This is a genomic window from candidate division WOR-3 bacterium (assembly GCA_039803545.1).
In the GTDB taxonomy this organism is placed as follows: Bacteria; Hydrothermota; Hydrothermia; order UBA1063; family UBA1063; genus UBA1063.
In genome coordinates this window covers 179,909-204,423 of record JBDRYS010000001.1, presented here as the reverse complement: position 1 = coordinate 204,423, position 24,515 = coordinate 179,909, and the positions used below count along the sequence as shown (strand labels likewise).

The following is a 24,515-nucleotide window of genomic DNA, read 5'->3' as shown; positions in this document are numbered from 1 at the left end:
TTTTGTTTCAGCAATCTGTATTAAGGGATTTAAGATTGTTAGACTCGCTAACCGAGCTATTTTAGGGGACTAAAATTCGGCCGGATTCTGTATAAATATTGCATTTTTTCCCTCTAAGGAATCCAACGAGGGTAATACCCGCTGCCTGGGCTAAATCTATTGCAAAAGTAGTCGGAGCAGAGTGAGAAACAATGATTGGAATTTTGGCCACTAATGACTTTCTTACGATCTCACTTGATATTCTTCCACTGGTCAAGAGAAAGGTTTTTGAAAGCTCTCTGCCCTCAATTAATGCCTTCCCTATGACCTTATCTACCGAGTTGTGACGTGCAATATCCTCTGAAAAATAGAGAATCCCGGACTCATCACAGACCGCCGATGAATGCAAAGAACCTGCTAATTTAAAGTTGATTGACTTCTGATTAAACTCTTCAAAAATTTCAAAGATTCTGGAAATTGGAAAATGGACCTGCACATCTTTAAGATTTGGCAAGTCAGCCATGCAAAGGTTTTGAACGGAAGATCCACACCCTGAAGTGCCAGTCCAGAAAGTTCCAATATCAAAATAGATTTCCCCGTCAACCAAAACTTTTCCGTTCTCTTCTCGGATTTTTACCTTTGCAAGGTCCTTTATCATTAGGTTGGTATATAAATAACCCACCGCCCACTCGACAAGTTCGGAAGGAGAAAGGGCATGCCTTGTAAGGACTTTACCCTCGTGAACAACTTCTACAAACTCTTCCTGTGCAATGTAATCTTCTAAGGATTCTACCCTATCACCGGAAATGCGAAGGATTTTTCTTATCTCAATCACGGAAATAGGCTCTCAAATCTTCCTTTGTATTTATATTGACAAAACTCTGTAACTCAGGGTCAAAGGTTTTTATCTCTTCTTCGGGAACAGCTTCTAATTTAATATATGGGTAAAACCCTGTAGTTTTTAAGTTTCCAACCTTTATTTGCTCCTCTATCGCCTCGATACAGGATTTCTTGTAAATTGCCAAAAGAGGTTCATAATACCCATTGACTACAGGGACCAGTGCATCTGCATCACTCTTTTCAGCCTTTTCTAATAAAAAATGCACCAGTTCCCTTTTCACAAAGGGCATATCACACGCCAGGAAAAGATTAATAAAACTCTTTGAGGCCTTTAAACCAGAATAAAGGCCAAAAATGGGAGCATACTCAGAAAAATTATCATAAACACAGATATACGGCTCGATACATTGACTATTTTCTTTTACAACCACAAGGACATCGTCGAAGAGGTCCTTAATCCTCTCAATTGAATAATCAATCAACCTCTTATGGTTTACCAGGAGGATGGGCTTTGGAACACCCATCCTCCTGGACTTACCACCAGCCAGAATTATAAGGCTCTTACTTTTGTTCCTTTGGTTTTCTGACATAAACAAGCCAGTAGAGAGTAGCAACAAAGCCGGCACCACCGATAATGTTCCCAAGGGTAACAGGAATAAGGTTCTTCACGAAGAAGCCGTACCAGGTAAGATTGGTGAGGTTCGGCATCCCCGTCTCTTCAACAACCTTAACGAGGCCAGCATTAACAGCAGCATTCACCACATCGGGAACATTCTTTAAGAAAATACCCATAGGGATGAAGTACATATTGGCTATGGAGTGTTCAAAGCCTGAAGCGACGAAGGCCATGATGGGGAAGAATATGGCAAAGATTTTACCGATCACATCCCGGGATGCGAGGGCCATCCAAACTGCAAGACACACAAGCCAGTTACACAAAATACCACGAGCAAAGGCGGGAAGGAATCCAAGACTGACCTTTGAATTCGCTATGGAAAGAGCATAAGCACCAACCAGATTTCCATTCATCTTCCACAATTCTGTCCAGTACATAAGAACTACAAGGAGAAGAGAACCTATAAAGTTCGCGATATAGACAACTACCCAGTTGTAAAGCAGTCTACCAACGGAGGTTTTGCCGTCAAGGACGGAGAGCATGATGAGATTATTTCCTGTGAAGAGTTCAGCACCTGCAATAACCACCAGCATTAGTCCTACGGAGAATACCGCTCCCTGGAGAAATCTTGCAAATCCGACGCCCAGATATTTAGCCAGGTCGTGACCGACCATGGTAGAAAGCTCGGCTCCAAAGCCGATATAGACACCTGCAAGAATACCAAGCACCAAGAGCTTGGTAAAGCTTGCAGTCACCTTTTTAATACACACATCATTGGTAAGTTGATCTGCCACATTGGCTGGGGCTCTGCATTCAAACTCCATACGTACACCTCCTGTTTAATTTAACTTTTCAATCTTACATGCACAAACTTTATATTCTGGAATTTTTGCAATTGGGTCTAAAGCATCATTTGTTAAAATGTTAGCTGCAGCCTCCCTAAAGTGGAATGGTATGAAAACAAGGCCTGGGAATACCCTTTCGCTGGCTATGGCTTTAATCTCTATAGAACCACGGCGAGAAGAGACCTTAACCTTTTCTCCATCCTTTATGCCGAGTCTTTCCATGTCATCAGGATTCATTTCCATATAGGGTTCATTGATATATTTAACCAGCGAGTTACTTCTTCTTGTCATTGTGGCAGTGTGATAGTGGTAAAGCATTCTGCCAGTAGATAGAATGAATGGGTAATTTTCATCGGGGAGTTCTGCTGGAGGAATAAAGTCTACAGGGTGGAATTTACCAAGACCACGAGAGAATTTCTCTTTGTGAAGATATGGTGTTCCAGGATGTTCAGGCGTTGGACAAGGCCACTGTAATTTTTCACCCTTATTTACTCTCTCCGGTGTTATTCCACCGTAAATTGGGGTAAGTCTGTTGATTTCTCTTAAAATATCTTCCCAGGAGTTGTAATTCATTTCATATCCCATTCTCCTCGCTACCTCCTGAACTATTTCCCAGTCTGCTCTGATCCCTGGAAGCGGTTCAATCGCTTTGTTAACTTTCAAAACTCGCCTTTCAGTATTGGTAAAGGTCCCTTCTTTTTCGGCAAAAGAGGCAACAGGGAGGACAACATCAGCGTACTGGGTTGTTTCTGTCATGAAGATGTCCTGGCATACAATGAATTCAGCCTTTTCCAGTGCCTCTTTTACATGGGGAATGTTGGGATCAGACATCATGGGGTTCTCACCCATCATATAGAAGGCCTTAATTTTCCCTTCCACAGCCGCATTCATCATCTCCACAACGGTAAGACCGGGTTTATCGGGCAATTTCACTCCCCATGCCTCCTCAAATTTCTTTCTTGCCTGTTCGTCTACAACCTTTTGATATCCAGAATAGACATCAGGGAGAGCACCCATATCGCAAGCACCTTGAACATTATTTTGGCCCCTCAATGGATTCACACCGGTAGATTCCCTACCAATTTGACCGGTCATCATCGCCAGATTTGCCAGAGAGAGAACATTATCAACACCGGTAGTATGCTGGGTAATTCCCATGGAGTAAACGATCGATGCCTTCTTTGCAGTAGCATATAACCTTGCCGCTTCAATAAGTTTTTCCTTTGGAATGCCGGTTATTTCTTCTACTTTTTCCGGTGTGTACTTTTCAATTATCGGAATAATCGATTCGAAGTCTTCGGTCCTATTTTTGATAAATTCTTCATTGTAAAGTTTTTCTTTCCATATCACATGGAGCATTCCATTTATCCATGCCACATCGGTACCGTTTCTCTGCTGGAGATGGAGGGTTGCATACTTTACAAGGTCGATTCTCCTCGGGTCTACAACGATCAATTTTGCACCATGGAAAACAACGGCCCTCTTTATATAAGTGGCTATAACAGGATGTGTTTCGGTAGTATTGGATCCAGTCACGAGAATCACATCTGCAAATTCCAGTTCTTTAATAGTATTAGTCATTGCCCCCGATCCGAAGGCTCTGGCAAGGCCAGCCACAGTAGAAGCGTGGCAAAGTCTTGCACAGTGGTCAACATTGTTGGTTCCGATTACAGCCCTCATGAATTTCTGAAAGACATAATTCTCCTCATTGGTGCATTTAGCAGAGGCCAGTCCAGCAATAGCGTCGGGCCCATACTTTTCCTTAATCTCAGTTAGTTTCTTTGCAACGTAATCAAGGGCTTCATCCCACTCAACCTCTTCAAATTTGCCATTTTTCTTAATTAATGGCTTCGTCAACCTATCGGGTTTGTGAACAAAGTCGAGTCCGAAACGCCCTTTCACGCAGGTCTTCCCTTCGTTGGGGATTTCATTAGCTCCTAAAACCTTTACAATCCTGTTATCCTTTATCCACAATTCTAACTGGCATCCCACTCCGCAGTAAGGACAGGTAGTAACAACCTTTTTATCTACATCCTTTGCCCTGACCTTTACACCGTAATTTTCCCATTTTTCCACTAACGCTCCCGTTGGACAGGCTTGCACACACTGACCACAACCATCACACTCGGATTCGGACCACTTTCCAAGTCCTGCAACAACATAGGTATCAATACCCCTCTCGGCAAAGCTTAACACATTCTTCACCTGAAGCTCGGCACATGCCTTGATGCAGCGCATACACTTTATACATTTCGAAGAGTCATACATCAAAACTGGTGACGAGTCGTCGATCTTTCTCTCAATTTGCTGCCACAAAGGAGCAAACATCCTTTTATCCCTTCCGAGTCCATACCTGTAGGCTAAATCCTGCAATTCACAGTTGCCGTCCTTATCACAATTTATACAGTCATCATTATGCTCTGAAAGAATGTTATCTAGTAAAATTTTCCGTGTATTTTCGAGTTCTTCATCAAAGGCGGTAATTTTCATCCCTTCCTGGACAGTCAAAAGGCAGGATGGCACCATACCAGGTCTTCCCTCAACCTTCACTATACAGAGTCTGCACAATCCACTGGGTGTAAGACCTTCTAAAAAGCATAACGATGGGATTGGGATTCCATTTTCTTTAGCAACCTTAAGAACGGGCTCCCCTTCGGGCGCCATTATCTCTCTACCATCAATGGTTATTTTAACCAACCTACTCATCAAAGACCTCCTTTTTCAAAAGGTTCCAAAACTCTCTCCAATACACCCTGCACCTTACAAATGGTTACCCCATAGTTTGTTATAGGAACGCCCCTCCTCAAGCTTTCTATCATTCTACGTCTCATCTCCGTTGGAGTCAACATGCAGGCACCGCAATGGATAACCAGCTTATAGTCTTCGAGATTCTCAGGAAAATCGCCCCCCGATATCACGTCAAATTTGATGTCTTTGCCCGTGTATTGAGAGATCCACCTCGGTATCTTAACCCGGCCAATGTCATCAGCCTGAACATGGTGAGAGCATGCCTCAGAAATCAAAACCTTATCGCCGTCCTTCAATTTATCTATTTGCTTAAGCCCTTCCACTAAGGTTCTAAGAGCTCCACTCTTATACCTCGCAAAGAGGATAGAAAAAGTAGTTAGAGGAATATCCTTAGGGACATCTCCCGCTACTTTTAAAATCACCTGAGAATCCGTAATAACAAGGGCCGGCTTTTTGTTAAGTGATTGTAAGGCTTCTTCCAGTTCCCTTTCCTTTACGATAATGCCAATTGCGTCGTTATCAAGAATGTCTCTCAAAACCTGGACCTGTGGGAGGATGAGCCTCCCCTTTGGAGCTGCAAGGTCAATGGGAACCACTAAGAGGACAATATCTCCGCCTTTAATTAGATCTCCAACCAGCACCTGTTCCCTTTTTAAATAATCAGGGGCCACTTTAATTATCAAATCCTTGAGTCTATCAATACCATCTCCCCTATTTGCTGAAACTAATGCAAAGGGAATGCCTTTTGAAGTGCAAAAGTTAATATCTTCCTCCCGTGGAGCACCCAAATCAATTTTGTTGAAGACCACAATAAAGGGTATCTTCTTTTCCTCAAGCTCACCAATGATTTTAAATTCTTCTTCGCCAAGCCCTTTTTCGTCTGTGACAAGAAGAGCCAGATCCGCCTTCATTAAAACTCTCTTTGTTGCTTTAATCCTCATTTCCCCCAATTCGCCGACGTCATCAAGCCCCGCGGTATCATAAAAAGTAACGGGGCCAAGGGGCAGGAGTTCATAATGTTTATCAACAGGGTCAGTGGTAGTACCCGGGATATCAGATACTAAGGCAATTTCTTGACCTACAAGGGCATTGATCAAACTCGATTTACCCACATTCCTCCTGCCCAACAAGACAATGATAATCCTCTCTCCCTTAGGAGCCTTTTGCATAAAACCTCCTGGGCGAGTAACCTTTAGAAATTTCTACTTTAAGTCTAACACCTTCCACAAGATTACGTAAATAGTTAACTTCCTCAATGGAACAATGGCACTTCACATTTTTGCCCGGATATATATTGTACAGCACCCTCACATCGGAAGGGGTTATTGATGGCATCAAAACGTTAGCACCTGCGATAAGACCCGCAGCCCTCCAATCTAAAAATTTCAAGTCCATTTGTTCCTTTAAAAACTCGGGAAAATCACTGTAATCAGTAATCGAAGCAAGGGCACTGGTAGAGGGTATGTTGGCATATGGATTTAAAATTCTAAGAATAGCTATACACCTTACTGTGAGAAGGGCGCTACCATGAGGATGTGACCCTAAAGGGGTGTCCGGGTGTGGGATAAAGGGACCTACAGCAATCATCTCCAACTCCAGTTCCGTTAATTTAACCAAATCTTTAGCCAATTTTTCAATAGTATAACCTGGTAATCCTACAATTATACCGGACCCAGCCTCGTAACCCAGTTCCTTCAACCATTTTATCATAGTTAGCCTTTCATCTAAACTTCGTCCCGGACGGTACTTTTCATAAATCTCAGAGTCAAAGGTCTCCACCTTAATAAGATATCTCTCTGCCCCCGCTTCTCGCCACTCCGCCAGCTCCTCAAATCTGCGTTCGCCGAGAGAGAGAGTAATTACCACATCAATGCGACTTAGAATTTCCCTTATCAATTTTGAGACCTCGTGGCTTTTATAAAAATAATCATTTCCCGATTGCAATACTATGGTCCTAAGTCCCTCTAAGTACCCAACCTCAGCCGTTTCTATAATTTGATCAAAGGGAACCCTGTATCTTCTTAACTTCCTGTTTTCCCATCTCAATCCACAGTAGAGGCAATTGTCGTGACAGTAATTTGAAAATTCGATAACCCCCCTTAAGAAAACGGACTTGCCAAAAACTTCATCCCTGATACGCCCTGCTTCTGAGAAGAGCCATTGGTCGTCTTTCCCCAGAAGGAGTTCTTCAATCTCCTTGAGGCTTAAATTCATTCAGATCCTCCTCTGTGAAGCCCAGTTTGTACATTCTTTTAGGACTCAAAAGCTCCTTGACCTTCTCTTCCTCCATAATTTTGTCGTGGATCAAAAGGTCGATTACTGTACATCCCCTCCTTTTTGCCTCCTCCACAATTTCCTTTACCTTTTCATAACCGAGAATGGGAACAAGAACGGTTGCAATAGTCTTACTTTTTTCTACCAACTCTTTACATCTCGTTTCATTTGAAGTAATACCTTTCACACATTTCTCAGCAAAAACCCTTGTAACACTTTTAAGGAGTTGCAAACTCTCAAGGAGGGCATAGGTTAAAAGGGGGTGGAACTGATTTAGTTCCAGCTGTCCAAGTCCCGCTGCATAACTCACAATCTCGTCATTGGCCATCACCCTTAGAGAAACCTGCCCAACAGCTTCTGCAATTACAGGGTTTACCTTACCTGGCATAATTGTAGAGCCAGGTTGAACCGCAGGAAGTTTTATCTCTGCAATGCCGCCATCAGGTCCACTGCTTAAAAGCCTTAAATCATTGGATATTTTTAATAGATTCACTGCGTAGGTCTTTAAAAGTCCAGAAACCTCCACAATGGAATCAAGGTTCTGAGTAGCATCGACTAAGTTTTCAGAACGTGCAATATTAAGTCCCGTAAGGTCCCTTAAAACGTCTGTAACCCTGAAGATATACTCCCTCGGTGCCCCAAGTCCCGTTCCTACAGCCGTTCCTCCCAGATTAACAACCTTTATGCGCTCCCTTGCCTTAAAAATCCTCCACCTGTCTCTGGCAACAGCTTCAGCATAGGCACTAAACTCCATTCCCAAGGTTATGGGAACTGCATCCTGCAGTTCAGTCCTCCCCAGCTTCACCACCGATCTGAACTCCCTTTCCTTTTCCTGAAAGGCTTCCTGCAAACGTGCTATCTCTGTTTCCAGCTCCCTTAGTTCGAAAAGAATTGCAACTTTGGAAGCAGTGGGGAAGACATCATTAGTAGACTGGTGCATATTTACATGTTCAAGGGGGTGGATATAGTCATATTCTCCCTTCTTCTTTCCAAGAAGCTCAAGGGCTCTATTAGCAATCACCTCATTAAAATTCATATTTGTGGAGGTCCCAGCACCACCTTGAAAGGGATCTACCAATATCTGGTCGTGTAATTTGCCCTCAATCAACTCATCACAGGCTTTAACAATCGCATCCCCTTTAACCTTTTCTAAATAACCAAGTTCCATATTAACAAGGGCACAAGCCTTCTTAACAAGGGCAAAACTTTTAATGAAAACGGGAGGCCATCGCAATCCAGAAAGAGGAAAATTCTCCAGCGCCCTTAAAGTCTGAATACCATAATAGACATCATCGGGCAAAAACCTCTCACCAAGAAGGTCACGTTCTATCCGCATAAAGTATCTCCTGCAGTTTTGCTTTTACGGTATCCCAATCCCTCTTTAACAATTCTCCATCTTCACAAAAAAGGGCAAAATCATCGTTTATCTCAAGAAAACAGGGTGGAGAAGTCCCCTCAGGTTCAATCCCCACAAGGAAAGACCAGCGTTTCCCCAATTTCCTCGAAATCCAGACACCCCCAGTCTCGTATTTCGACTTAATCTCCCTTAAAAAGTCCATTATCTTCTCAGAAGAAAAGGTCCCTCTCTCCATTTTCCAATCTCTTCAAATATTCAAGGACCTTATCGTAAGTCCTCGGTAATTTCTCTTTTATTTCCAAAAGTTCCTTTTCGATCAACTTCTCGCCAATTGCACGGGTTTCATCACTGGCAAAGTCAAGCAGCCACTCTTTAAAGGTGAGTACTGCATTTAACTTGCAGAACTGACCTTCCTTTCCTGTTTTTAAAAGTTTCATAATCAGATCACCAGTCCTTCCGCACCTGTAGCCTGCCGTACAGAAAGAGGTAATATACCCAAATTTAGCAAGGTCTCTTATGAGCTCGTCAAGGCTTCTTGTGTCCCCTATTAAGAATTGCTGTCTTTCCAGCTCTTGCTCACTGTAACGATCACTATAAGCACCTATGCCAATTTTCGTGGAAGCATCCATCTGCGTAATTCCGTAGTGTACGAGCCTATCCCTTATCTCCTTCGGTTCCCTCGCTGTTAAAATCATCCCAGCGTAGGGTATTGAGAGTCTTAAAATCAGAACCACTCTTTCAAAATCTTTGTCTCTCACCTTGTATTTAGTCTCTTGGACAAAAGGCGTATTTGCAGCAGGCTCAAGGCGTGGGAAAGAAACGGTATGGGGTCCAATTCCAAACCTCTTCTCCAATTCTCGAGCATGATAGAGAAGCCCCATAACCTCAAATCTCCAATCATAAAGTCCAAAAAGGGCACCGATACCAACGTCATCCACTCCAGCCTCTAAAGCCCTGTGCATTGAGTAAAGCCTCCAGCGGTAATTTCCCTTAATCGTATCCTTAGGGTGCAACATCTCATAGGTCTCGTGATGGTAAGTCTCCTGGAAGACCTGATAAGTTCCTATACCTACCTCTACCAATCGCTTCAATTCTTCTATTTGAAGAGGTGGAGCATTCACATTACACCTTCTAATTTGACCATACCCGTTTCGGACTTTTACCTTCACATCGTATATAAGCCTAAGGCTCCTTTCGATATAGTCAACGCCCATGGTAGGATGTTCACCGTAAACAGTAATCAGTCGTTTGTGCCCAATTTCACCGGCAAGGACCTCGACCTCCTTAACAATCTCCTCTTCGGTGAGGACTTTTCTTTTTATGACTCTATTGTCTCTTCTAAAACCACAATAAAGGCAGTTGTTAACACAATAGTTGCCGAGGTAAAGCGGTGCAAAGGTAACTATCCTGTTGTCATACACCTTTTTCTTTATTTTATTGGCAACTTGCTTCATCTCTTCGATAAGATCTTCATCTTCTATATTAATGAGAGCGGCGGTTTCATCGGGCGTCAATGTCTCGATGCGGAGAGCCTTATCAAAAATTTCCCTGACCCAGTTTTTGTCAGGATTTTTGTAACGATTTATTTTTTCCCAGATCTCTTCATCGTTGATGAAATCGCGTCCATCTTCAAGATACTTGTCAATTTCATCCTCTTTTATTCTACCCTTGATCCAGCTTTCAATTTGCACCATTATATCACCCCCTAAGTTCCTTCTTTAAAAGGGTTTTTACCTGAATCCCCTTTATTTTGCCAATTTTTCCTGTAAAAGCGCCAAGATCATCGGTACTCCCTTTGAAGAGAAGAACAATGACAGTGGACTCGGGAACGTTAAAGCCAGCCCTCCCGAGGATTTTCGACGAATAAGCGGATATAATTTCCTGAAGAGGCTTTACAGCCTCTTTATCATTTACAAAAATTCCTATTAAACCTAATCTATCGGAATCGCTACTTAAGTTTTTCATTTCCCCTCCTTGGTTCAGGTGTTCCCCTCCCCTCAGAGCGGGGAAAGCGGCCTTTTACAGACTGCTAATTCCCACTCTGACTTCCGGGACTTCCTTTCTTAAAGCTTCAGCAAGTTCTAATGCCTTTTCTTCTTCTCCAAGGAAAACCACCGTTATAATGAAAAATCTCGCACATTTCGATGGCAATCCAAGCCGTCCATAAATGAAATTGGCATATCGGTGAAGGATATCCTGAACCTTCATAGCATAGGAATTGTCAGTCATTGCTATCGTTATTGTATGTATTCCCCACTTTTCATTCATAATCTACCTCCTCAGTGATGTTCAACATGTTTATGCGTAACGGCCTCAATGGTGCAACCTGTGTAATCGCAGCGCTTATAATAATAGGTATGTAATAATTTGTGTGCAATCTCAGAACCTGGTTTTCCAAGGAACCTCTCATAGACTCTCTTGATTGCAGGGTTTTCATGAGACCTACGAATAGGTAAAGACTTATCCTCTTTATACAATCCTTCACCCCTTCTGGCTCTCATTGCAAAGGTGCTACCCTTAGGCTGTCCACCGCCACCTACACATCCACCAGGGCAGGCCATAATTTCTATAAAAGCATATTCGCTCTTTCCTGTTTCTTCTATCTGCTTTCTAACCTTCGTCAGGAGTTCCCTTGCATTACCAAGCCCGTGAGCTACCGCTACCTTCACCTTAAGCCCGTTAATCTCAAGTTCAGCCTCTTTAATTCCTGCCATCCCTCTTACAGCGGTAATGTCAAGGTTTTCCAGCTCTTTGCCCGTTAACATCCAGTAGGCAGTTCTAACTGCTGCCTCCATAACTCCGCCAGTGACCCCAAAGATAGTTCCAGCACCGGAATACATTCCCATTAGCTCATCAGGTTTTTCCTCAGGTAGTTCCTTAAGATCAATACCAGCCGATTTCAACATCCTCACAAACTCCCTTGTCGTCAGAACATAATCCACATCCTGATAGCCCGAATCCCTCATCTCGGGTCTTCTTGCCTCAAACTTTTTAGCAGTGCAAGGCATTATTGAAACGCTGACAATCTTTGAGGGGTCAATTCCCGATTCCTTAGCAAAATACGTTTTCGCGAGGGGTCCAAACATTTGTTGAGGTGATTTACAAGTGGAAACATGCTCAGCAAGATCGGGGAAGAAGGTCTCCATAAATTTAATCCATCCTGGAGAACAAGAGGTGATAAGAGGCAATGGTTTCCCATTCTTAATCCTATCCACAAGCTCATTTGCCTCTTCCATAATTGTCAAATCTGCCGCAAAGTTGGTATCGAAAATCACATCAAAACCGAGTTTTCTAAGAGCAGCATACATCTTTCCAACGGTGACGGTTCCAACTTCCATTCCAAATTCCTCTCCAAGGGTAACCCTGATAGAAGGTGCTTCCTGCACCACTACCACTTTGTTGGGATCCGTGAGTGCATCCCATACAAGGTCAATTTCGCTCCTCTCACTAAGAGCTCCAGTCGGGCAGAAAACTGTGCACTGTCCGCAGTTTACACACGGGCTATTCCCGAGTCCCTGAGAAAAGAAAGTATCCACTTCTGCTTCAAATCCCCTATTTGCAATAGTTATCGCCGACACAGTTTGTAATTCGTTACATACAATTACACACCTTCCACATAAAATGCACTTATTGGGATCCTTAATAATTGCTATACTCGTATCATCAACGGGTTTTCTCTCAAGAATTTTGGGAAGCCCATTCATGTCCACCCCGAGGTAGTTTGCTAAAGACTGAAGTTCACATTTTTCATTGGCAGGACAAGTGGGGCATGTTACATCGTGATCAGAGAGTAAAAGCTGAAGAATAGTTTTCCTAACTTCCCTGAGAGCCTTCGTATTTGTCGTAACTTTCATATTGGGTGAAACAGGGGTACAACAGGCCCTCTTGGGGGTTGGAGAGCCCTCCACTTCCACAACACACACTCCACAAGCCCCTGTGGGAGGTAGATCAGGATGATAACACAATGTAGGAATATGAATTCCAGCCTTTTTTGCAGCATCCAAAATGGTTTTACCTTGTTCAATCTCTACTTCTTTACCGTCTATATACAATTTAATCATTTCAGCCATAAAAGGTTACCTCCTGCATTTTTCACACTTATAGTTTTTATCAAGATGGGCAACAAATTCTTCCCTGAAGTTCTCAATTGCACTTTTTACAGGCATGATTAAAGACTGCCCAAGGGGGCAGAAAGAAGATTTATACATAGCTTCTGAGAGGCTAACCATTTTATCAAGGTCGCCTACTTCTGCCTCCCCTGTCCTAACTTTGTTAATTAAAGCATAAAGTTCATAAGTACCGATTCTGCAAGGAGAACATTGCCCACAAGATTCATGCTTGAAGAATCTTATAATAGAGAAGAGCATATCAACCATACAGGTGTCTTCGTTCATAACAAGAATGGCACCAGATCCAAGGACTGCTTTATATTCTCTGAGATTATCAAAATCCATCTTCACCGAAAGGAGACTTTCGGGCAAGAAAACTCCAGCCGCACCACCCACAAGGGCTGCCTTAAACTTCTTCCCGTCTTTTATTCCGCCACCGTAATTGAAGATTATATCCCTTAGAGGAGTACCCATTTCTACTTCCACAAGACCAGGATATACTACATGTCCAAGGATGGTAAAGACCTTCGTGCCAGGGCATTTTTCTGTACCCATAGTTCTGTACCAATCTGCACCGTTTTTAATTATGGGAGGTACATTGGCAAGGGTCTCAACATTGTTTACGACTGTTGGTTTCATCCATAAACCGTGAGTTACTGGATAAGGCGGTTTATTGCGAGGTTGGCCTCTCTTCCCCTCGAGAGATTCAATAAGAGCAGTTTCTTCACCACACACGTAAGCACCTGCACCTTTTTTGATCTCCAAATCAAAATTTACATTGGTTCCCAGGATGTTTTTACCAAGGATGTTGTAATTGTAAGCATCCTGAATAGCCTTTTGCAGTCTTCTAATGGAGAGTTCGTATTCACCTCTAACATATATGTAACCTTTCTCGGCTCCAATGGCATAACCTGCAATGATCATTCCCTCTATCAATTTGTGAGGGTCACCCTCAAGGATCAATCTATCCTTAAAGGTCCCAGGTTCGCCTTCATCGGCGTTACAAATTACAAATTTTTCATCTCCAGGGGCCTTTCTGGCTGACTCCCACTTAATTCCCGTTGGGAAACCCGCGCCTCCTCTTCCCCTCAAACCCGACTTCTTAATCTCCTCGATCACATCCTCAGGCTTCATTGAGGTAAGAACCTTCTCCAGTGCCTCATAGCCACCTGCCGCGATGTAGTCATCAATATTCTCAGGGTCTATAACTCCTACATTCTCAAGAACAACCCTTTTCTGTTCCCTTGTGAGTCCAACCTTTTCCTTTTTAACAAACCTTGCGGGAACTTCGCCCAGTAATAACTCCTTAACTGGCCTTCCCTTTAAAAAGTGCTCTTCCACAATCTTAGGAATATCACTGATTTTCAAGTTGGCATAATAGACACCCTCAGGGTAAACCACCATTAGAATGCCTTTGCCGGTAACCCCAATGGACCCCGTCTCCAAAACCTTAATTTCATCTTCCAGATTCCTCTTCTTAAGCTCATCCAGGAGGGTCTTCTGAAACTCCATAACACCCGCAAGAACCGTATCTGGATCTACGGGTAAAAGGACATGCATTCTCGCTATCTTCATTTCGACTCCCTCCTTTTCTCCTCAATTATCTGCCGCACCCTTTCTGGTGTTAGATTCCCAAAAACCTCTTCGTTAATCATCATAGCAGGCGCAACACCGCAAACTCCAATGCAAGAAGTCAACTCTAAGGTAAAGAGTCCATCCTTAGTAGTCTCGCCGATACCCACACCGAGGGTTTTGGCAAGCTCGATAATTACATCGCTGGAACCCATAAGGTGACATGTGGGTGATTCACAAACTCTGATAATATACTTTCCCCGCGGCTTCAAGCTGAACATACTGTAGAAAGTTGCAACCCCATGTACATAACTATATGGCAAGTTCAACCACTTAGCGACCGCCTTAAGGTCCTCGTCAGTCAGATAATGCTGAGGATTGTTATCCTGAATATCGTGCAGGATATAAAGAAGGTTATCCTTTGACTTTCCATATTTATTAAGGATTTCTTCCCTTGTCATAGCACCCCCAAACTAAATGATACCTTTTAACTTTTCTTCCAATGAAACCTCTTCCTCTTTTGCTTCTTCAAACTGGCAAACTCCAGCTCTGCACTTCTTATCCCTTATATGTTCGATGTACTCATCCCTGAAGTAACGCAAAGTAGAGAGAACAGGATTAGGTGCCGATTGACCAAGCCCACAAAGGGAAGTTCTCTTTATTTCTTCTCCGAGTTTCTCAAGGGTTTCAAGATCTTCCATCTTGCCTTTGCCTTTCGTGATCCTGTCAAGAATATCATAAAGATGTTTCAATCCGATTCTACATGGAACACACTGGCCACAGGACTCATCAACAGTGAAGTCAAGGAAAAATTTGGCAAGATTAACCATACAGGTGTCTTCATCAAGAACAATTACACCGCCAGAACCCATTATCGTCCCAAGTTTTTTAAGAGATTCATAATCAATAGGAGTATCGAGATACTCCGCGGGTACACAACCTCCTGAGGGTCCACCTATTTGAACTGCTTTAAATTTTTTACCATTGGGAATACCACCGCCGATGTCAAAAACCAGCTCTCTTATGGTTACCCCCATTGGTACCTCAACGAGCCCTGTGTTATTTACCTTTCCAGAAAGGGCAAATACCTTCGTACCTTTGCTATTTTCGGTTCCTATGCTGGCAAACCAGCTGGAACCGTTGAGAATGATGTGCCTCACATTGGCAAAGGTTTCAACATTATTAATTAATGTTGGCTTACCCCACAAACCCTTCTGAGCAGGGAAGGGTGGCTTCGGCCTCGGCTGGCCTCTCTTACCTTCTATAGAGGCAAGGAGTGCAGTTTCCTCTCCGCACACAAAGGCCCCAGCGCCGATCCTTATTTCTATATCAAAGCTAAAGGAAGTCTCAAAGATGTTGTTTCCAAGAAGTCCGTATTTCCTCGCCTGCTGAATGGCTTTTTCCAACCTCTTTATAGCTAAAGGATACTCAGCTCTTACGTAAACATAACCCTGTTTTGCCCCTATAGCATAGGCTGCAATTGCCATACCTTCGATTACAGAGTGAGGATCACCTTCGAGGATTGCTCTGTCCATGAAGGCACCGGGGTCTCCTTCATCTCCATTACAAACAACAAACTTCTCATCACCGGGGGCCTCCCGAGTCGCCTTCCACTTCAAACCTGTGGGGAAACCAGCACCCCCTCGCCCACGAAGTCCGGATTTAATCATCTCATCAATAACCTGTTCCGGTGTCATCTCTGTAAGTACCTTTGCCAGCGCCTCGTAACCGCCGACTGCGATATACTCCTCAATGTTTTCAGGATCAATTTTTCCACAGTTGGAAAGTACTATCTTTAGTTGTTTCTCAAAGAAGGGGATTTGTTTCTTCTCTTCAACAATCTTTCTGGCCTCAGGTGCAGTCCACTGTAGACGCTTTACAGGTCTTCCCTTTATTACGTGCTCCTTGACTATTTCCTCAACGTCGCCCTCTTTCAACCTTATGTAGAAAACACCATCAGGATAAACAAGCATTACAGGGCCAAGTTCACAAGGCCCCATACATCCAGTCTCTACTATCGCAACTTCATCCTCCAAATTGTGTTCCTTTAAAACTGCCTGCAATTTATTTTTAATGGTGGTACTGTCATTGGAAATGCAGGCAGCTCCTGAACACACAAGTATATCAAGCCTCTTTGGCATTTATGCCTCCTTGACTTCTATCACATATTCCGTTACAGGGTTCCCATTTACAATGTGTTCCGCAACAATTCTTCTCGCTATATCAGGAGTCAGATTTCCATAGACAACAACGGGTTTACCCTCTTCCCATACCTCCGCTATTGGTTCATGAGATGAAAGTCCCTTTTCACCACTTTGAGTAACAATTACATCCTGCAAGTTCCTCTTTTCAATTTCATCAATGAAAGCCTTCAAGACTTCTCTGGCTCCTGCGGCTATTCCGCTGGTTCCCATACCCACAACAATCTTTACCCTTGCTTTGCCTTCCCTTAATTTAAGCTCTTTTTCCGCTTTTTTCCTGATTTTTCTAAGGTCTTCAAGCTTCATGATACTACCTCCATTGCCTTCAAGTTTGTATCGATATACTCTTCTAAAAATTTTATGACTTCAGGATGGTTAATAGGCACATCCTGAAGCTCTTTCTTGACTTCCCGGGTATCCAGGATAAAGGATACCCCGTCTTTGTATATCTCAAACAAAAAATCCACCTCTGGCTTTCCGACAATAAGGGTCAAAATCGTATCCTTCAGGTTACCCATTGGAGGAAGGTCGATGTGAGAACTTTTAAAAGTCGCCCGAATCAAGGTACCCTTTCCCGGTGTACTTAGAATTTCAAAACTTCCATCACAGTGTTCAGCAGTTTGCTTGAAAAGCGGGATTCCAAGACCCACTTTTTTATAGGATTTGGTCGTATAAAAAGGGTCTTGGACCTTCTTAATCTCCTCTTCAGTCATACCTTTACCATTATCCTCCACTTCTATGGTAAGGGTGTTAGTAGCTTCCTTTTGTTCTATTTTTACCCGTACAAAACTCGCACCAGCGCTAATAGAGTTCTGGACAATATCCATTATGTGCATAGAAAGTTCAGCCAGCAACTTCCCTTTGCCCCTCTTTTTCTTCAGTCTCTTTTTGCTTTCTGTACTCCCTCAAAACCTCCTTTACCTTTTCGGGAGTAAGTTTACCAAAAACATCCTCATTAATCATTATAACCGGTGCAAGACCGCAAGCACCAAAACATCTGGCAGTGGAGAGGGTGAAAAATTTATCTTTTGTGGTTTCACCTACTTTTATACCGAGTTCCTCGGATATTGCCTTAAGGATCGATTCGGCACCCTTTACATGGCAGGCCGTCCCCATACATACGTTAATCACATGCTTAGCGACTGGCTCGGTGCGGAAGAAGTTATAAAATGTAACAACACCGTAAACTTGAGAAAGGGGAACATTAAGCTCCTTTGCAACAAAATATTGAACCTCCGGTGGAAGATAACCAAAGATTTCCTGAGCCCTGTGCAAAACCTGAATTAGTGGGCCAGGTTTTCTTTTATACCTCGCGATATCCCTTTTTAACATCTGATATTGCGGATTATCCTCAGGTATGTGAAGCTTCATAAAATCCTCCCTTTTTCGCCATAAACTTCGTAACTTCTCCCTTCTAACCCTTTTAACGCCTTTTTTATTTCTCCTACGGTAGGCTCTTCTATATTAAAAACTACATAACCTCTCCCTATTTCCTCCAAATAGTGGGCATCGGAAAAGGTCACCACTGGGTACAAAGAAACCCCAGGGATTTCCTCATCCTTTATTTTGGAAGCCTCAGTATTATACAAAACCTCAACGGCCTCAACCTTTAGGTCCTCTGGAATAAATCCCAACTGGGATATAATGCTAAAATGGGCAGCATTGACATGGGAAAGAATAGAAATGCCTTCGTAAAACTCAACAAGGTTTAAAACCTCGTCCAAATTCAAATCGATCGAGTTTATAAGGAGTTTCTCTTCAAATTTGATTATCTCTTCGTTTTCGTCAACGACAACCTGATCACCAAAGTAATCCGGGTTGTTGGGTACGTTAGGTAAATGTTCGTAAATAATATCCCCGAATTCTCTAATTTTTTCTACAGAATCAAAAAGAGCGAGCAAATGTACCTCTTCCGAGGTTTGTATCTCCATGCCATAGAGGGCATGGATTAAGCTCCTTTCAACAAACTTTGAAATCTGTATTGAATTCTCGTAGGCATTGTGGTCTGTAACAGCGATAAAATTTATCCCTTTTTGAATTGCAGTTTCAACGATTTTTTTCGGTGACATCTCTAAGCTCCCGCAAGGCGAGAGGGTAGAATGAATGTGAAAATCAGCCATAAATCTACTTAATTTCACCGTATCTAAGCAGATTGTAAAGTTTTCCACAAAAATCGAAACTATTGAGTTCTGTGCCGAGCAGAACTACTCCCTCTTCCGTCGCCTTCTTTATAGTTGCATCATCAGGGACTAATCCCTTTGTGATAACAATTCCGGCGGCATCTTTCAACCTTGCTACAGCAATTACATTGAGATGCCTTTGAATTGTAATCCAGAGCTCATCCTTAGAAAGGCCGGCGATTACGTCAGAAAGAAGATCAGAAGTATATCCCCAGGTCACCTCAATCATTTCCCAACCCTCAACTTCAGGGTTAAATACCTTCAACTCCAACGCCTTAACAACTTCACTTAGTTTCATCCCTTTTTCTCCTGTAAACTATTGCGTGGATTTTTGTCCCCACCCCCGGGGTTGATTCCACCTCAAAGACATCAGAATTTTGCTTCATATTTGGAAACCCCATACCCGCTCCAAAGCCGTAATCCTGCGCCCATGGCGGTGCAGTGGAATATCCCGGTTGCATCGCCTTTTCGAGGTCCTCAATCCCAGGTCCATTATCCTCCGCGAAGATTTCAACAGCATCGCTATTGGCCTCAACCTTAAGCTTCCCACCAACGGAATAGAGGATCATATTCATTTCTGCTTCAAAACAAATTATACCTACCCGTTTTACAACATCCTCTTCAATACCATATCTTTGAAGTTCGACCTTCACATGAGAAGATGCAACGCCTGCATTTGCAAGATCCATAGGCTTAATTCTATAAACCAGCCTAATTTTTTCGCTATCCATTTAATCAGCATTTAAACAGGTGTTTGTTTCTTCGTCGCTCTGAATTATTTTAATCTTGCAAGGCTTAACTCCATTAGTGTAGAGAATCCCGCACGTCTCAAAAACCGTTTTATTTGTTAAAACAACAGGTATACCAGAAAGTTTCGCGGCCTCTACAAGAGCTTTTGAGGGTTGTTTTCCCCTCGCAATTATGATGAGTGGTATATCTAAAACCTCAGCAACTCTTATGACCTGTGGTCCTGTTATTCCTGTTATGAGACAAGCTTTCTCTTCGGTCAATGCAAGGACGTCTGAAAGGAGATCTGCGGCGAAACCCCTTTCAACCTCAACGTCCAGTTTATCTTCCCCTGAAACGATCTTACCATCTATCTTTTCGATAATTTCACGTATCTTCATAGAATCGTATAAATTATAAAACTTTGTGAAAATGCGTTCAAGCCATATAAAATTAGTAGGATTTGAATTTTTGACCTTAATAAAGTATAATTTGCGTACGCTAAGGGACGATGGAGGATGCTCGAAAGGAACGAATTCATAGAATTTATTCTGCCGGATGTAGAGGAATTTATCGAGCAAAAAAACTGGCATGAATTAAAAATTGCACTCTCTGAATGGCCTCCCCAAGACCTTGCATATCTTATCCAATCCTTACGGGATGAGTACAAAATCATTGTCTTTAGGTTGCTCCCTAAGGATGTACAGGTGGAAGTTTTCAGTGAATTGGATTATGAAATTCAAGAAAAATTAATCCATAAGCTCGCTGATGAAGAAGTAAGATCAATTATAGAAGAACTCGAACCGGACGATAGAGCTGGACTTTTCGAAGAATTACCAGGGCAGATAGTTCAGAAACTTCTGCAACTCCTTTCACCAGAAGAAAGAAAAGTTACACTGAAGCTCCTTGGCTATCCAGAGAACACCGTCGGAAGATTGATGACGCCATACTACGTTGCTGTGAGATCCCACTGGACATGTCAAGAAGCGATAGAACACATACGAAAATATGGAAGAGAAGCGGAAACCATAGATGTTATCTATGTTGTGGACCAGAAGGGGCATTTAATAGATGAGATTGCTCTTAGAGATATAATACTTGCCGAGCCAACGGAAAAAATTGAAGGAATAATGGACGGGCAAGTGGTTTACGTGGAAGCCTACACCGACCAGGAAGAGGCCGTCAAAATAATGAAAAAATATAACCTTAATGTCTTGCCAGTAGTTGATAAGGAAAATATACTCCTCGGAATTGTAACGATCGACGATATGATTGACGTCCTTGACGAGGAGCAAACGGAAGACCTCGCAAAAATATCAGGTGTTAGCCCCGAGGTAGTAGGCGCAGAATTTCTCACTCATCTAAAAGAAGTACCAATCTCTGAAATATACCGAAGCAGGGTTAAATGGCTCGTTGCACTTTTGCTTATGGATTTTGTAACCGGTGGAATTCTTGCAACCTTTCAAGAATTTATAGCAAGATATGCCATATTAGCTTCCTTCCTACCCGTTCTTCTCGACACAGCAGGGAACGCAGGTTCTCAGGCAGCAACATTATTAATAAGAGCCCTCGCCTTAGGAACGGTAAAACCAAAAGACTGGCTCTTTCTTTTGGGTAGAGAATTCTTAATTTCGGGACTCTTAGGCCTCACTATGGCCATAGGAATCTCCTTTATGGGATTCATTAGAGGCGGGGCAGAAATTGCAAAAGTTGTAATCATAGCAATGTTTTTAAATGTAGTACTTGGCTCCCTAATAGGCCTTGCACTGCCCTTTATATTCTTAAAACTGAAACAAGACCCGGCATCGGCGAGCACTCCCCTAATTACAACCTTAGCCGATATCCTTGGTACTGCTGTTTACTTAGCTATAGCGACGGTAATGCTTCATTAAAAATCAAGATATTCCTTTACTTTCCGAAGTTTTCGAATTATAATAAACACAAACAAAGAACACGAATTGGAGGTATGAATGGCAAAATTAATTGGAAATGTGAACCCCAAAGCCTTAAGGGAATTAACTATTACAGTTACCGAAGAAGAAATTAGGGCCAATCTCGACAAAATCTCCCAGATTTATCAGAAAAAAGCAAAAATTCAAGGATTCCGCCCAGGAAAAGCCCCTTTAGAGCTGGTAAAAAGAGTTTATGAAAAGGAAATCCTCCTGGATGCTCAAGACGAGGCTATAAAAAGCAAAATCTACAACGAAATCAAGGCAAGGAAAGAAGAAGTCGTTTCTGAAATCTACATTAAAGACCGCAAAGACGAGGAAAACGGTATTACGGTGACCGTTGAATACGAGGCAGTACCTACTTTCCTCTTTCCAAATCTTGGCTCAATAAAGGTTCAGAAAAAAATAAAAAGAGTTTCCGAAATAGACGTGGAAGATGAAATCGAAAAATATCAGAGAAAACTCGGTAAGCTGGTTCCCGTTGATAGAGAAAGTAAAGAAGGTGACTACCTTATTGTAGACTACAAAGAGCTCGAGAACGGAAAGGCCACAAAGACAAGACCCAATCTGACGCTGCAAATTTCTAAAGAAACCATAAACCCTGAAATTCTCGAAAGATTCCTGAACAAAAAGAAGGGCGACACCGTGGAAATCGATTTTGTTGACGAAGAAAAAAATAGGCCGGTAAAACTCGTTTATGTAATAAAAGAAGTGGCAGAACTTCAATTGCCTGAATTGAACGACGAATTTGCCAAAAATTTAGGATACGAAAACCTTGAAAAAATGAAAGAGGAAATCAGAAACTACCTTATCAAGCAAAACGAAAAAGCATCGGAAGATGAGCTGGAATGGCAGATAATAGAAGAGATCTATAATCGGGTTCAGTTTGAGCTCCCCCGCTCGCTGGTAGAAGAAAAGATTACCAGAATCGCACAAAGTTTTAGATACGATCCTAAAAATGAAGAGGTAAGGAACTCCTTTAGACGAATTGCAGAAGACCTCGTCAAGAAGGAGATAATTTTAAAGAACTACATCGAACAGGAAGGCCTCGAAGCAACAGAAGAAGAGATTGCAAAAGCTATTGAAGAAAAAGCAAAGATTTACCGCATGGATCCTCAAGCGTACAGGAAAGAATTGGAAAAGCGGGGGCTAATGGAAGACGTAATCGATGAAATTTTAAGAAACAAAGCATTGGAAAATTTGAAAAATGCAGTTAAAGTGGAGGTAATTATAGAATGAGCATAGACATCAAGAAAATAATTGATCAGTATGTTCCCTACGTTATTGAGGTTACAGGGAGAGGTGAGAGAGTTTATGACATTTATTCGAGACTTTTAAAGGACCGAATAATTTTCCTCGGTTCACCTATAAATGGCCACGTTGCAAACCTCGTTGTTGCACAAATGCTCTTTCTTGAAGCAGAGAATCCCGAAAGAGATATAAACTTGTATATAAATTCCCCAGGAGGCGAAGTTACTGCAGGGCTTGCGATCTATGACACAATGCAATATATAAAACCAGACGTAGCCACTATTTGCGTTGGAATGGCTGCATCGATGGGTGCCGTCCTCCTCGCTGCGGGCAAGAAAGGGAAGAGATACGCCCTTCCCCACTCAAGAATTATGATCCATCAACCCTGGGGCGGCGTTGAGGGTCAGGCAATTGACATAAAAATTCATGCTGAAGAAATAATGAGAATGAGGGATATTTTAAACAACATCCTGGCAAAACATACAGGACAACCCATTGAAAAAATTGAAAAAGACACCGATAGGGAGTTCTTTATGTCGGCTCAGGAGGCAAAAGAATACGGCATTATAGATGAAGTCATTTTTAGCCGTAAGGAGGAAAAGAAGTAAAATGCCTCGAAAAAAGACAACAAAAGACAAACACATTCACTGCTCCTTCTGCGGAAGACCAAAGTCAGATAATCTAAGGATGATTGCAGGTATCGACGCTTATATCTGTGAGGATTGCATAAAAATTGCTTATGACATTATCAGGGACGAAGAAAAGACAAAAAGAGAATTTAAAACTTTTACATTACCAACGCCAGAGGAGATTAAAGCCTACCTCGATGACTACGTCATCGGACAGGATTTAGCTAAGAAAGTACTTTCGGTAGCAGTTTACAACCATTATAAAAGGATTTTAAATCCTAAGAAAGACATTGAGTTACAAAAAACAAACGTGCTCCTCATAGGCCCTACCGGGTCAGGTAAAACACTTCTTGCAAAAACCCTTGCCAAATTGCTGGATGTGCCTTTTGCCATCTTTGATGTAACTTCCTTAACGGAATCAGGATACGTTGGAGAAGATGTGGAGATGATTCTCTTCAGACTCATCCAGAATGCAGGTGGTGATCCCGAGAAGGCTTCCTATGGCATTGTTTATTTAGACGAAATCGATAAAATTGCCTACAAGCCCACCCACGGAAGAGACATATCAGGTGAAGGCGTTCAGGAAGAGTTACTAAAACTCTTAGAGGGACACGTAGTCAACGTTCCCATGAAATCCAATAAAAAGATGTCCGAACAGCCCACATACCAGATTGATACGACAAACATTCTTTTCATCCTTGGCGGTGCCTTTGTCGGAATTGAAGATATTATAAGAGCGAGACTCGGTTCCACAGAAATGGGCTTCAAATCAAACCAAAGAGATGTAAGCAAACTGACTTACAATGACATAATTTCACGGGTTGAACCGGAAGACGTCATAAAATATGGTTTCCTGCCAGAATTTGTTGGAAGAATACCGGTGATTGTTCCGCTTCATTCCCTTGGGAAAGAAGAACTTATAAGAATCCTCACAGAACCCAGGGATGCCGTTATCAAGCAATACCAGAGATTCTTTGAAATGGAAAATGTCAAACTGACCTTCACGGAGGATGCCTTAGAAGCTATTGCGGACATAGCAATACAAACGAAGACTGGTGCAAGAGGTTTAAGAAACATCATCGAGAAAGCGCTCCTTGATACAATGTTCAAGCTCCCAACTTTGAGACAAAAGAAACCTATTGAAGAGGTAATTGTTGATAAGGAAGTAATCACTTCCGGCAAGGAACCAGTGATCATCTTCTCAGAATTTAAAAAGAGAAAAGAGAGTATTTAATAATC

26 protein-coding genes are annotated in these 24,515 nt (G+C 42.4%); 4 read left to right on the top strand and 22 right to left on the bottom strand.

The features are described from left to right. Positions 1-61 precede the first annotated feature (61 nt). Genes fdhD through ABIM45_00865 form a run of 22 tightly spaced genes read right to left on the bottom strand, consistent with a single transcriptional unit; the run spans position 62 to position 19,848 of the window. Complete coding sequence (gene fdhD, locus ABIM45_00970; GenBank protein ID MEO0238487.1) at positions 62-814, bottom strand: formate dehydrogenase accessory sulfurtransferase FdhD; 753 nt, start codon at positions 812-814, stop codon at positions 62-64. Continuing rightward, a complete protein-coding gene (locus ABIM45_00965) occupies positions 807-1,409 on the bottom strand; it encodes a molybdenum cofactor guanylyltransferase (protein ID MEO0238486.1) in 603 nt (200 codons plus the stop codon). The genes fdhD and ABIM45_00965 overlap by 8 nt, the downstream gene beginning before the upstream one ends. Continuing rightward, complete coding sequence (locus ABIM45_00960) at positions 1,381-2,259, bottom strand: formate/nitrite transporter family protein (protein ID MEO0238485.1); 879 nt, start codon at positions 2,257-2,259, stop codon at positions 1,381-1,383. The genes ABIM45_00965 and ABIM45_00960 overlap by 29 nt, the downstream gene beginning before the upstream one ends. A gap of 15 nt (positions 2,260-2,274) precedes the next feature. Then, positions 2,275-4,986: a formate dehydrogenase subunit alpha gene (fdhF, locus tag ABIM45_00955; GenBank protein MEO0238484.1), complete on the bottom strand. Its 2,712-nt coding sequence runs from the start codon at positions 4,984-4,986 to the stop codon at positions 2,275-2,277. Continuing rightward, a complete protein-coding gene (gene hydF, locus ABIM45_00950) occupies positions 4,986-6,197 on the bottom strand; it encodes a [FeFe] hydrogenase H-cluster maturation GTPase HydF (protein MEO0238483.1) in 1,212 nt (403 codons plus the stop codon). Before hydF ends, fdhF begins: the two co-directional genes overlap by 1 nt. Further along, complete coding sequence (gene hydE / locus ABIM45_00945) at positions 6,181-7,242, bottom strand: [FeFe] hydrogenase H-cluster radical SAM maturase HydE (GenBank protein MEO0238482.1); 1,062 nt, start codon at positions 7,240-7,242, stop codon at positions 6,181-6,183. Before hydE ends, hydF begins: the two co-directional genes overlap by 17 nt. After that, positions 7,217-8,638 (bottom strand): aspartate ammonia-lyase, encoded by a 1,422-nt coding sequence (locus tag ABIM45_00940; protein ID MEO0238481.1) that lies wholly within the window; start codon positions 8,636-8,638, stop codon positions 7,217-7,219. The genes hydE and ABIM45_00940 overlap by 26 nt, the downstream gene beginning before the upstream one ends. Continuing rightward, on the bottom strand, positions 8,622-8,861 hold the full coding sequence (locus ABIM45_00935; protein MEO0238480.1) for a hypothetical protein: 240 nt from the start codon (positions 8,859-8,861) through the stop codon (positions 8,622-8,624). The genes ABIM45_00940 and ABIM45_00935 overlap by 17 nt, the downstream gene beginning before the upstream one ends. A 7-nt stretch (positions 8,862-8,868) precedes the next feature. Further along, positions 8,869-10,353: a [FeFe] hydrogenase H-cluster radical SAM maturase HydG gene (gene hydG / locus ABIM45_00930; GenBank protein MEO0238479.1), complete on the bottom strand. Its 1,485-nt coding sequence runs from the start codon at positions 10,351-10,353 to the stop codon at positions 8,869-8,871. A gap of 4 nt (positions 10,354-10,357) precedes the next feature. Continuing rightward, on the bottom strand, positions 10,358-10,624 hold the full coding sequence (locus tag ABIM45_00925; GenBank protein ID MEO0238478.1) for a TM1266 family iron-only hydrogenase system putative regulator: 267 nt from the start codon (positions 10,622-10,624) through the stop codon (positions 10,358-10,360). A 54-nt stretch (positions 10,625-10,678) separates the two neighbouring features. Further along, positions 10,679-10,927: a hypothetical protein gene (locus ABIM45_00920; protein ID MEO0238477.1), complete on the bottom strand. Its 249-nt coding sequence runs from the start codon at positions 10,925-10,927 to the stop codon at positions 10,679-10,681. A gap of 11 nt (positions 10,928-10,938) precedes the next feature. After that, entirely contained in the window at positions 10,939-12,729 is a 1,791-nt protein-coding gene (locus ABIM45_00915) for an NADH-dependent [FeFe] hydrogenase, group A6 (GenBank protein ID MEO0238476.1), read from the bottom strand. A gap of 6 nt (positions 12,730-12,735) precedes the next feature. After that, positions 12,736-14,343 (bottom strand): NADH-quinone oxidoreductase subunit NuoF, encoded by a 1,608-nt coding sequence (gene nuoF / locus ABIM45_00910; protein MEO0238475.1) that lies wholly within the window; start codon positions 14,341-14,343, stop codon positions 12,736-12,738. Next, positions 14,340-14,801: an NADH-quinone oxidoreductase subunit NuoE gene (nuoE, locus tag ABIM45_00905; GenBank protein ID MEO0238474.1), complete on the bottom strand. Its 462-nt coding sequence runs from the start codon at positions 14,799-14,801 to the stop codon at positions 14,340-14,342. Before nuoE (ABIM45_00905) ends, nuoF (ABIM45_00910) begins: the two co-directional genes overlap by 4 nt. A 12-nt stretch (positions 14,802-14,813) precedes the next feature. Continuing rightward, complete coding sequence (nuoF, locus tag ABIM45_00900; protein ID MEO0238473.1) at positions 14,814-16,481, bottom strand: NADH-quinone oxidoreductase subunit NuoF; 1,668 nt, start codon at positions 16,479-16,481, stop codon at positions 14,814-14,816. After that, a complete protein-coding gene (locus ABIM45_00895; protein ID MEO0238472.1) occupies positions 16,482-16,847 on the bottom strand; it encodes a (2Fe-2S) ferredoxin domain-containing protein in 366 nt (121 codons plus the stop codon). Further along, positions 16,844-17,395 carry an ATP-binding protein gene (locus tag ABIM45_00890; protein MEO0238471.1) on the bottom strand — a complete coding sequence of 184 codons (552 nt, stop codon included), beginning with the start codon at positions 17,393-17,395 and terminating at the stop codon, positions 16,844-16,846. Before ABIM45_00890 ends, ABIM45_00895 begins: the two co-directional genes overlap by 4 nt. After that, positions 17,385-17,873, bottom strand: coding sequence for an NADH-quinone oxidoreductase subunit NuoE (gene nuoE / locus ABIM45_00885; protein ID MEO0238470.1), 489 nt, complete (start codon positions 17,871-17,873; stop codon positions 17,385-17,387). The genes ABIM45_00890 and nuoE (ABIM45_00885) overlap by 11 nt, the downstream gene beginning before the upstream one ends. Before the next feature lie 35 nt (positions 17,874-17,908). Next, a complete protein-coding gene (locus tag ABIM45_00880) occupies positions 17,909-18,661 on the bottom strand; it encodes a PHP domain-containing protein (protein MEO0238469.1) in 753 nt (250 codons plus the stop codon). Positions 18,662-18,665: 4 nt separating this feature from the next. Then, complete coding sequence (locus ABIM45_00875; protein MEO0238468.1) at positions 18,666-19,019, bottom strand: serine kinase; 354 nt, start codon at positions 19,017-19,019, stop codon at positions 18,666-18,668. Beyond that, a complete protein-coding gene (locus ABIM45_00870; protein MEO0238467.1) occupies positions 19,006-19,410 on the bottom strand; it encodes an ATP-binding protein in 405 nt (134 codons plus the stop codon). The genes ABIM45_00875 and ABIM45_00870 overlap by 14 nt, the downstream gene beginning before the upstream one ends. Before the next feature lie 42 nt (positions 19,411-19,452). Beyond that, positions 19,453-19,848: a DRTGG domain-containing protein gene (locus tag ABIM45_00865; protein ID MEO0238466.1), complete on the bottom strand. Its 396-nt coding sequence runs from the start codon at positions 19,846-19,848 to the stop codon at positions 19,453-19,455. A 117-nt stretch (positions 19,849-19,965) separates the two neighbouring features. Here ABIM45_00865 and mgtE point away from each other — a divergent pair, with 117 nt between their 5' ends. From mgtE to clpX, 4 genes are all read left to right on the top strand, one after another. After that, positions 19,966-21,339, top strand: a complete 1,374-nt coding sequence (gene mgtE, locus ABIM45_00860; GenBank protein MEO0238465.1) for a magnesium transporter — start codon at positions 19,966-19,968, stop codon at positions 21,337-21,339. A 78-nt stretch (positions 21,340-21,417) separates the two neighbouring features. After that, positions 21,418-22,635, top strand: a complete 1,218-nt coding sequence (tig, locus tag ABIM45_00855) for a trigger factor (protein MEO0238464.1) — start codon at positions 21,418-21,420, stop codon at positions 22,633-22,635. Beyond that, on the top strand, positions 22,632-23,255 hold the full coding sequence (gene clpP / locus ABIM45_00850) for an ATP-dependent Clp endopeptidase proteolytic subunit ClpP (GenBank protein ID MEO0238463.1): 624 nt from the start codon (positions 22,632-22,634) through the stop codon (positions 23,253-23,255). The genes tig and clpP overlap by 4 nt, the downstream gene beginning before the upstream one ends. Position 23,256: 1 nt before the next feature. Beyond that, on the top strand, positions 23,257-24,510 hold the full coding sequence (clpX, locus tag ABIM45_00845) for an ATP-dependent Clp protease ATP-binding subunit ClpX (protein ID MEO0238462.1): 1,254 nt from the start codon (positions 23,257-23,259) through the stop codon (positions 24,508-24,510). Positions 24,511-24,515: the final 5 nt, after the last annotated feature.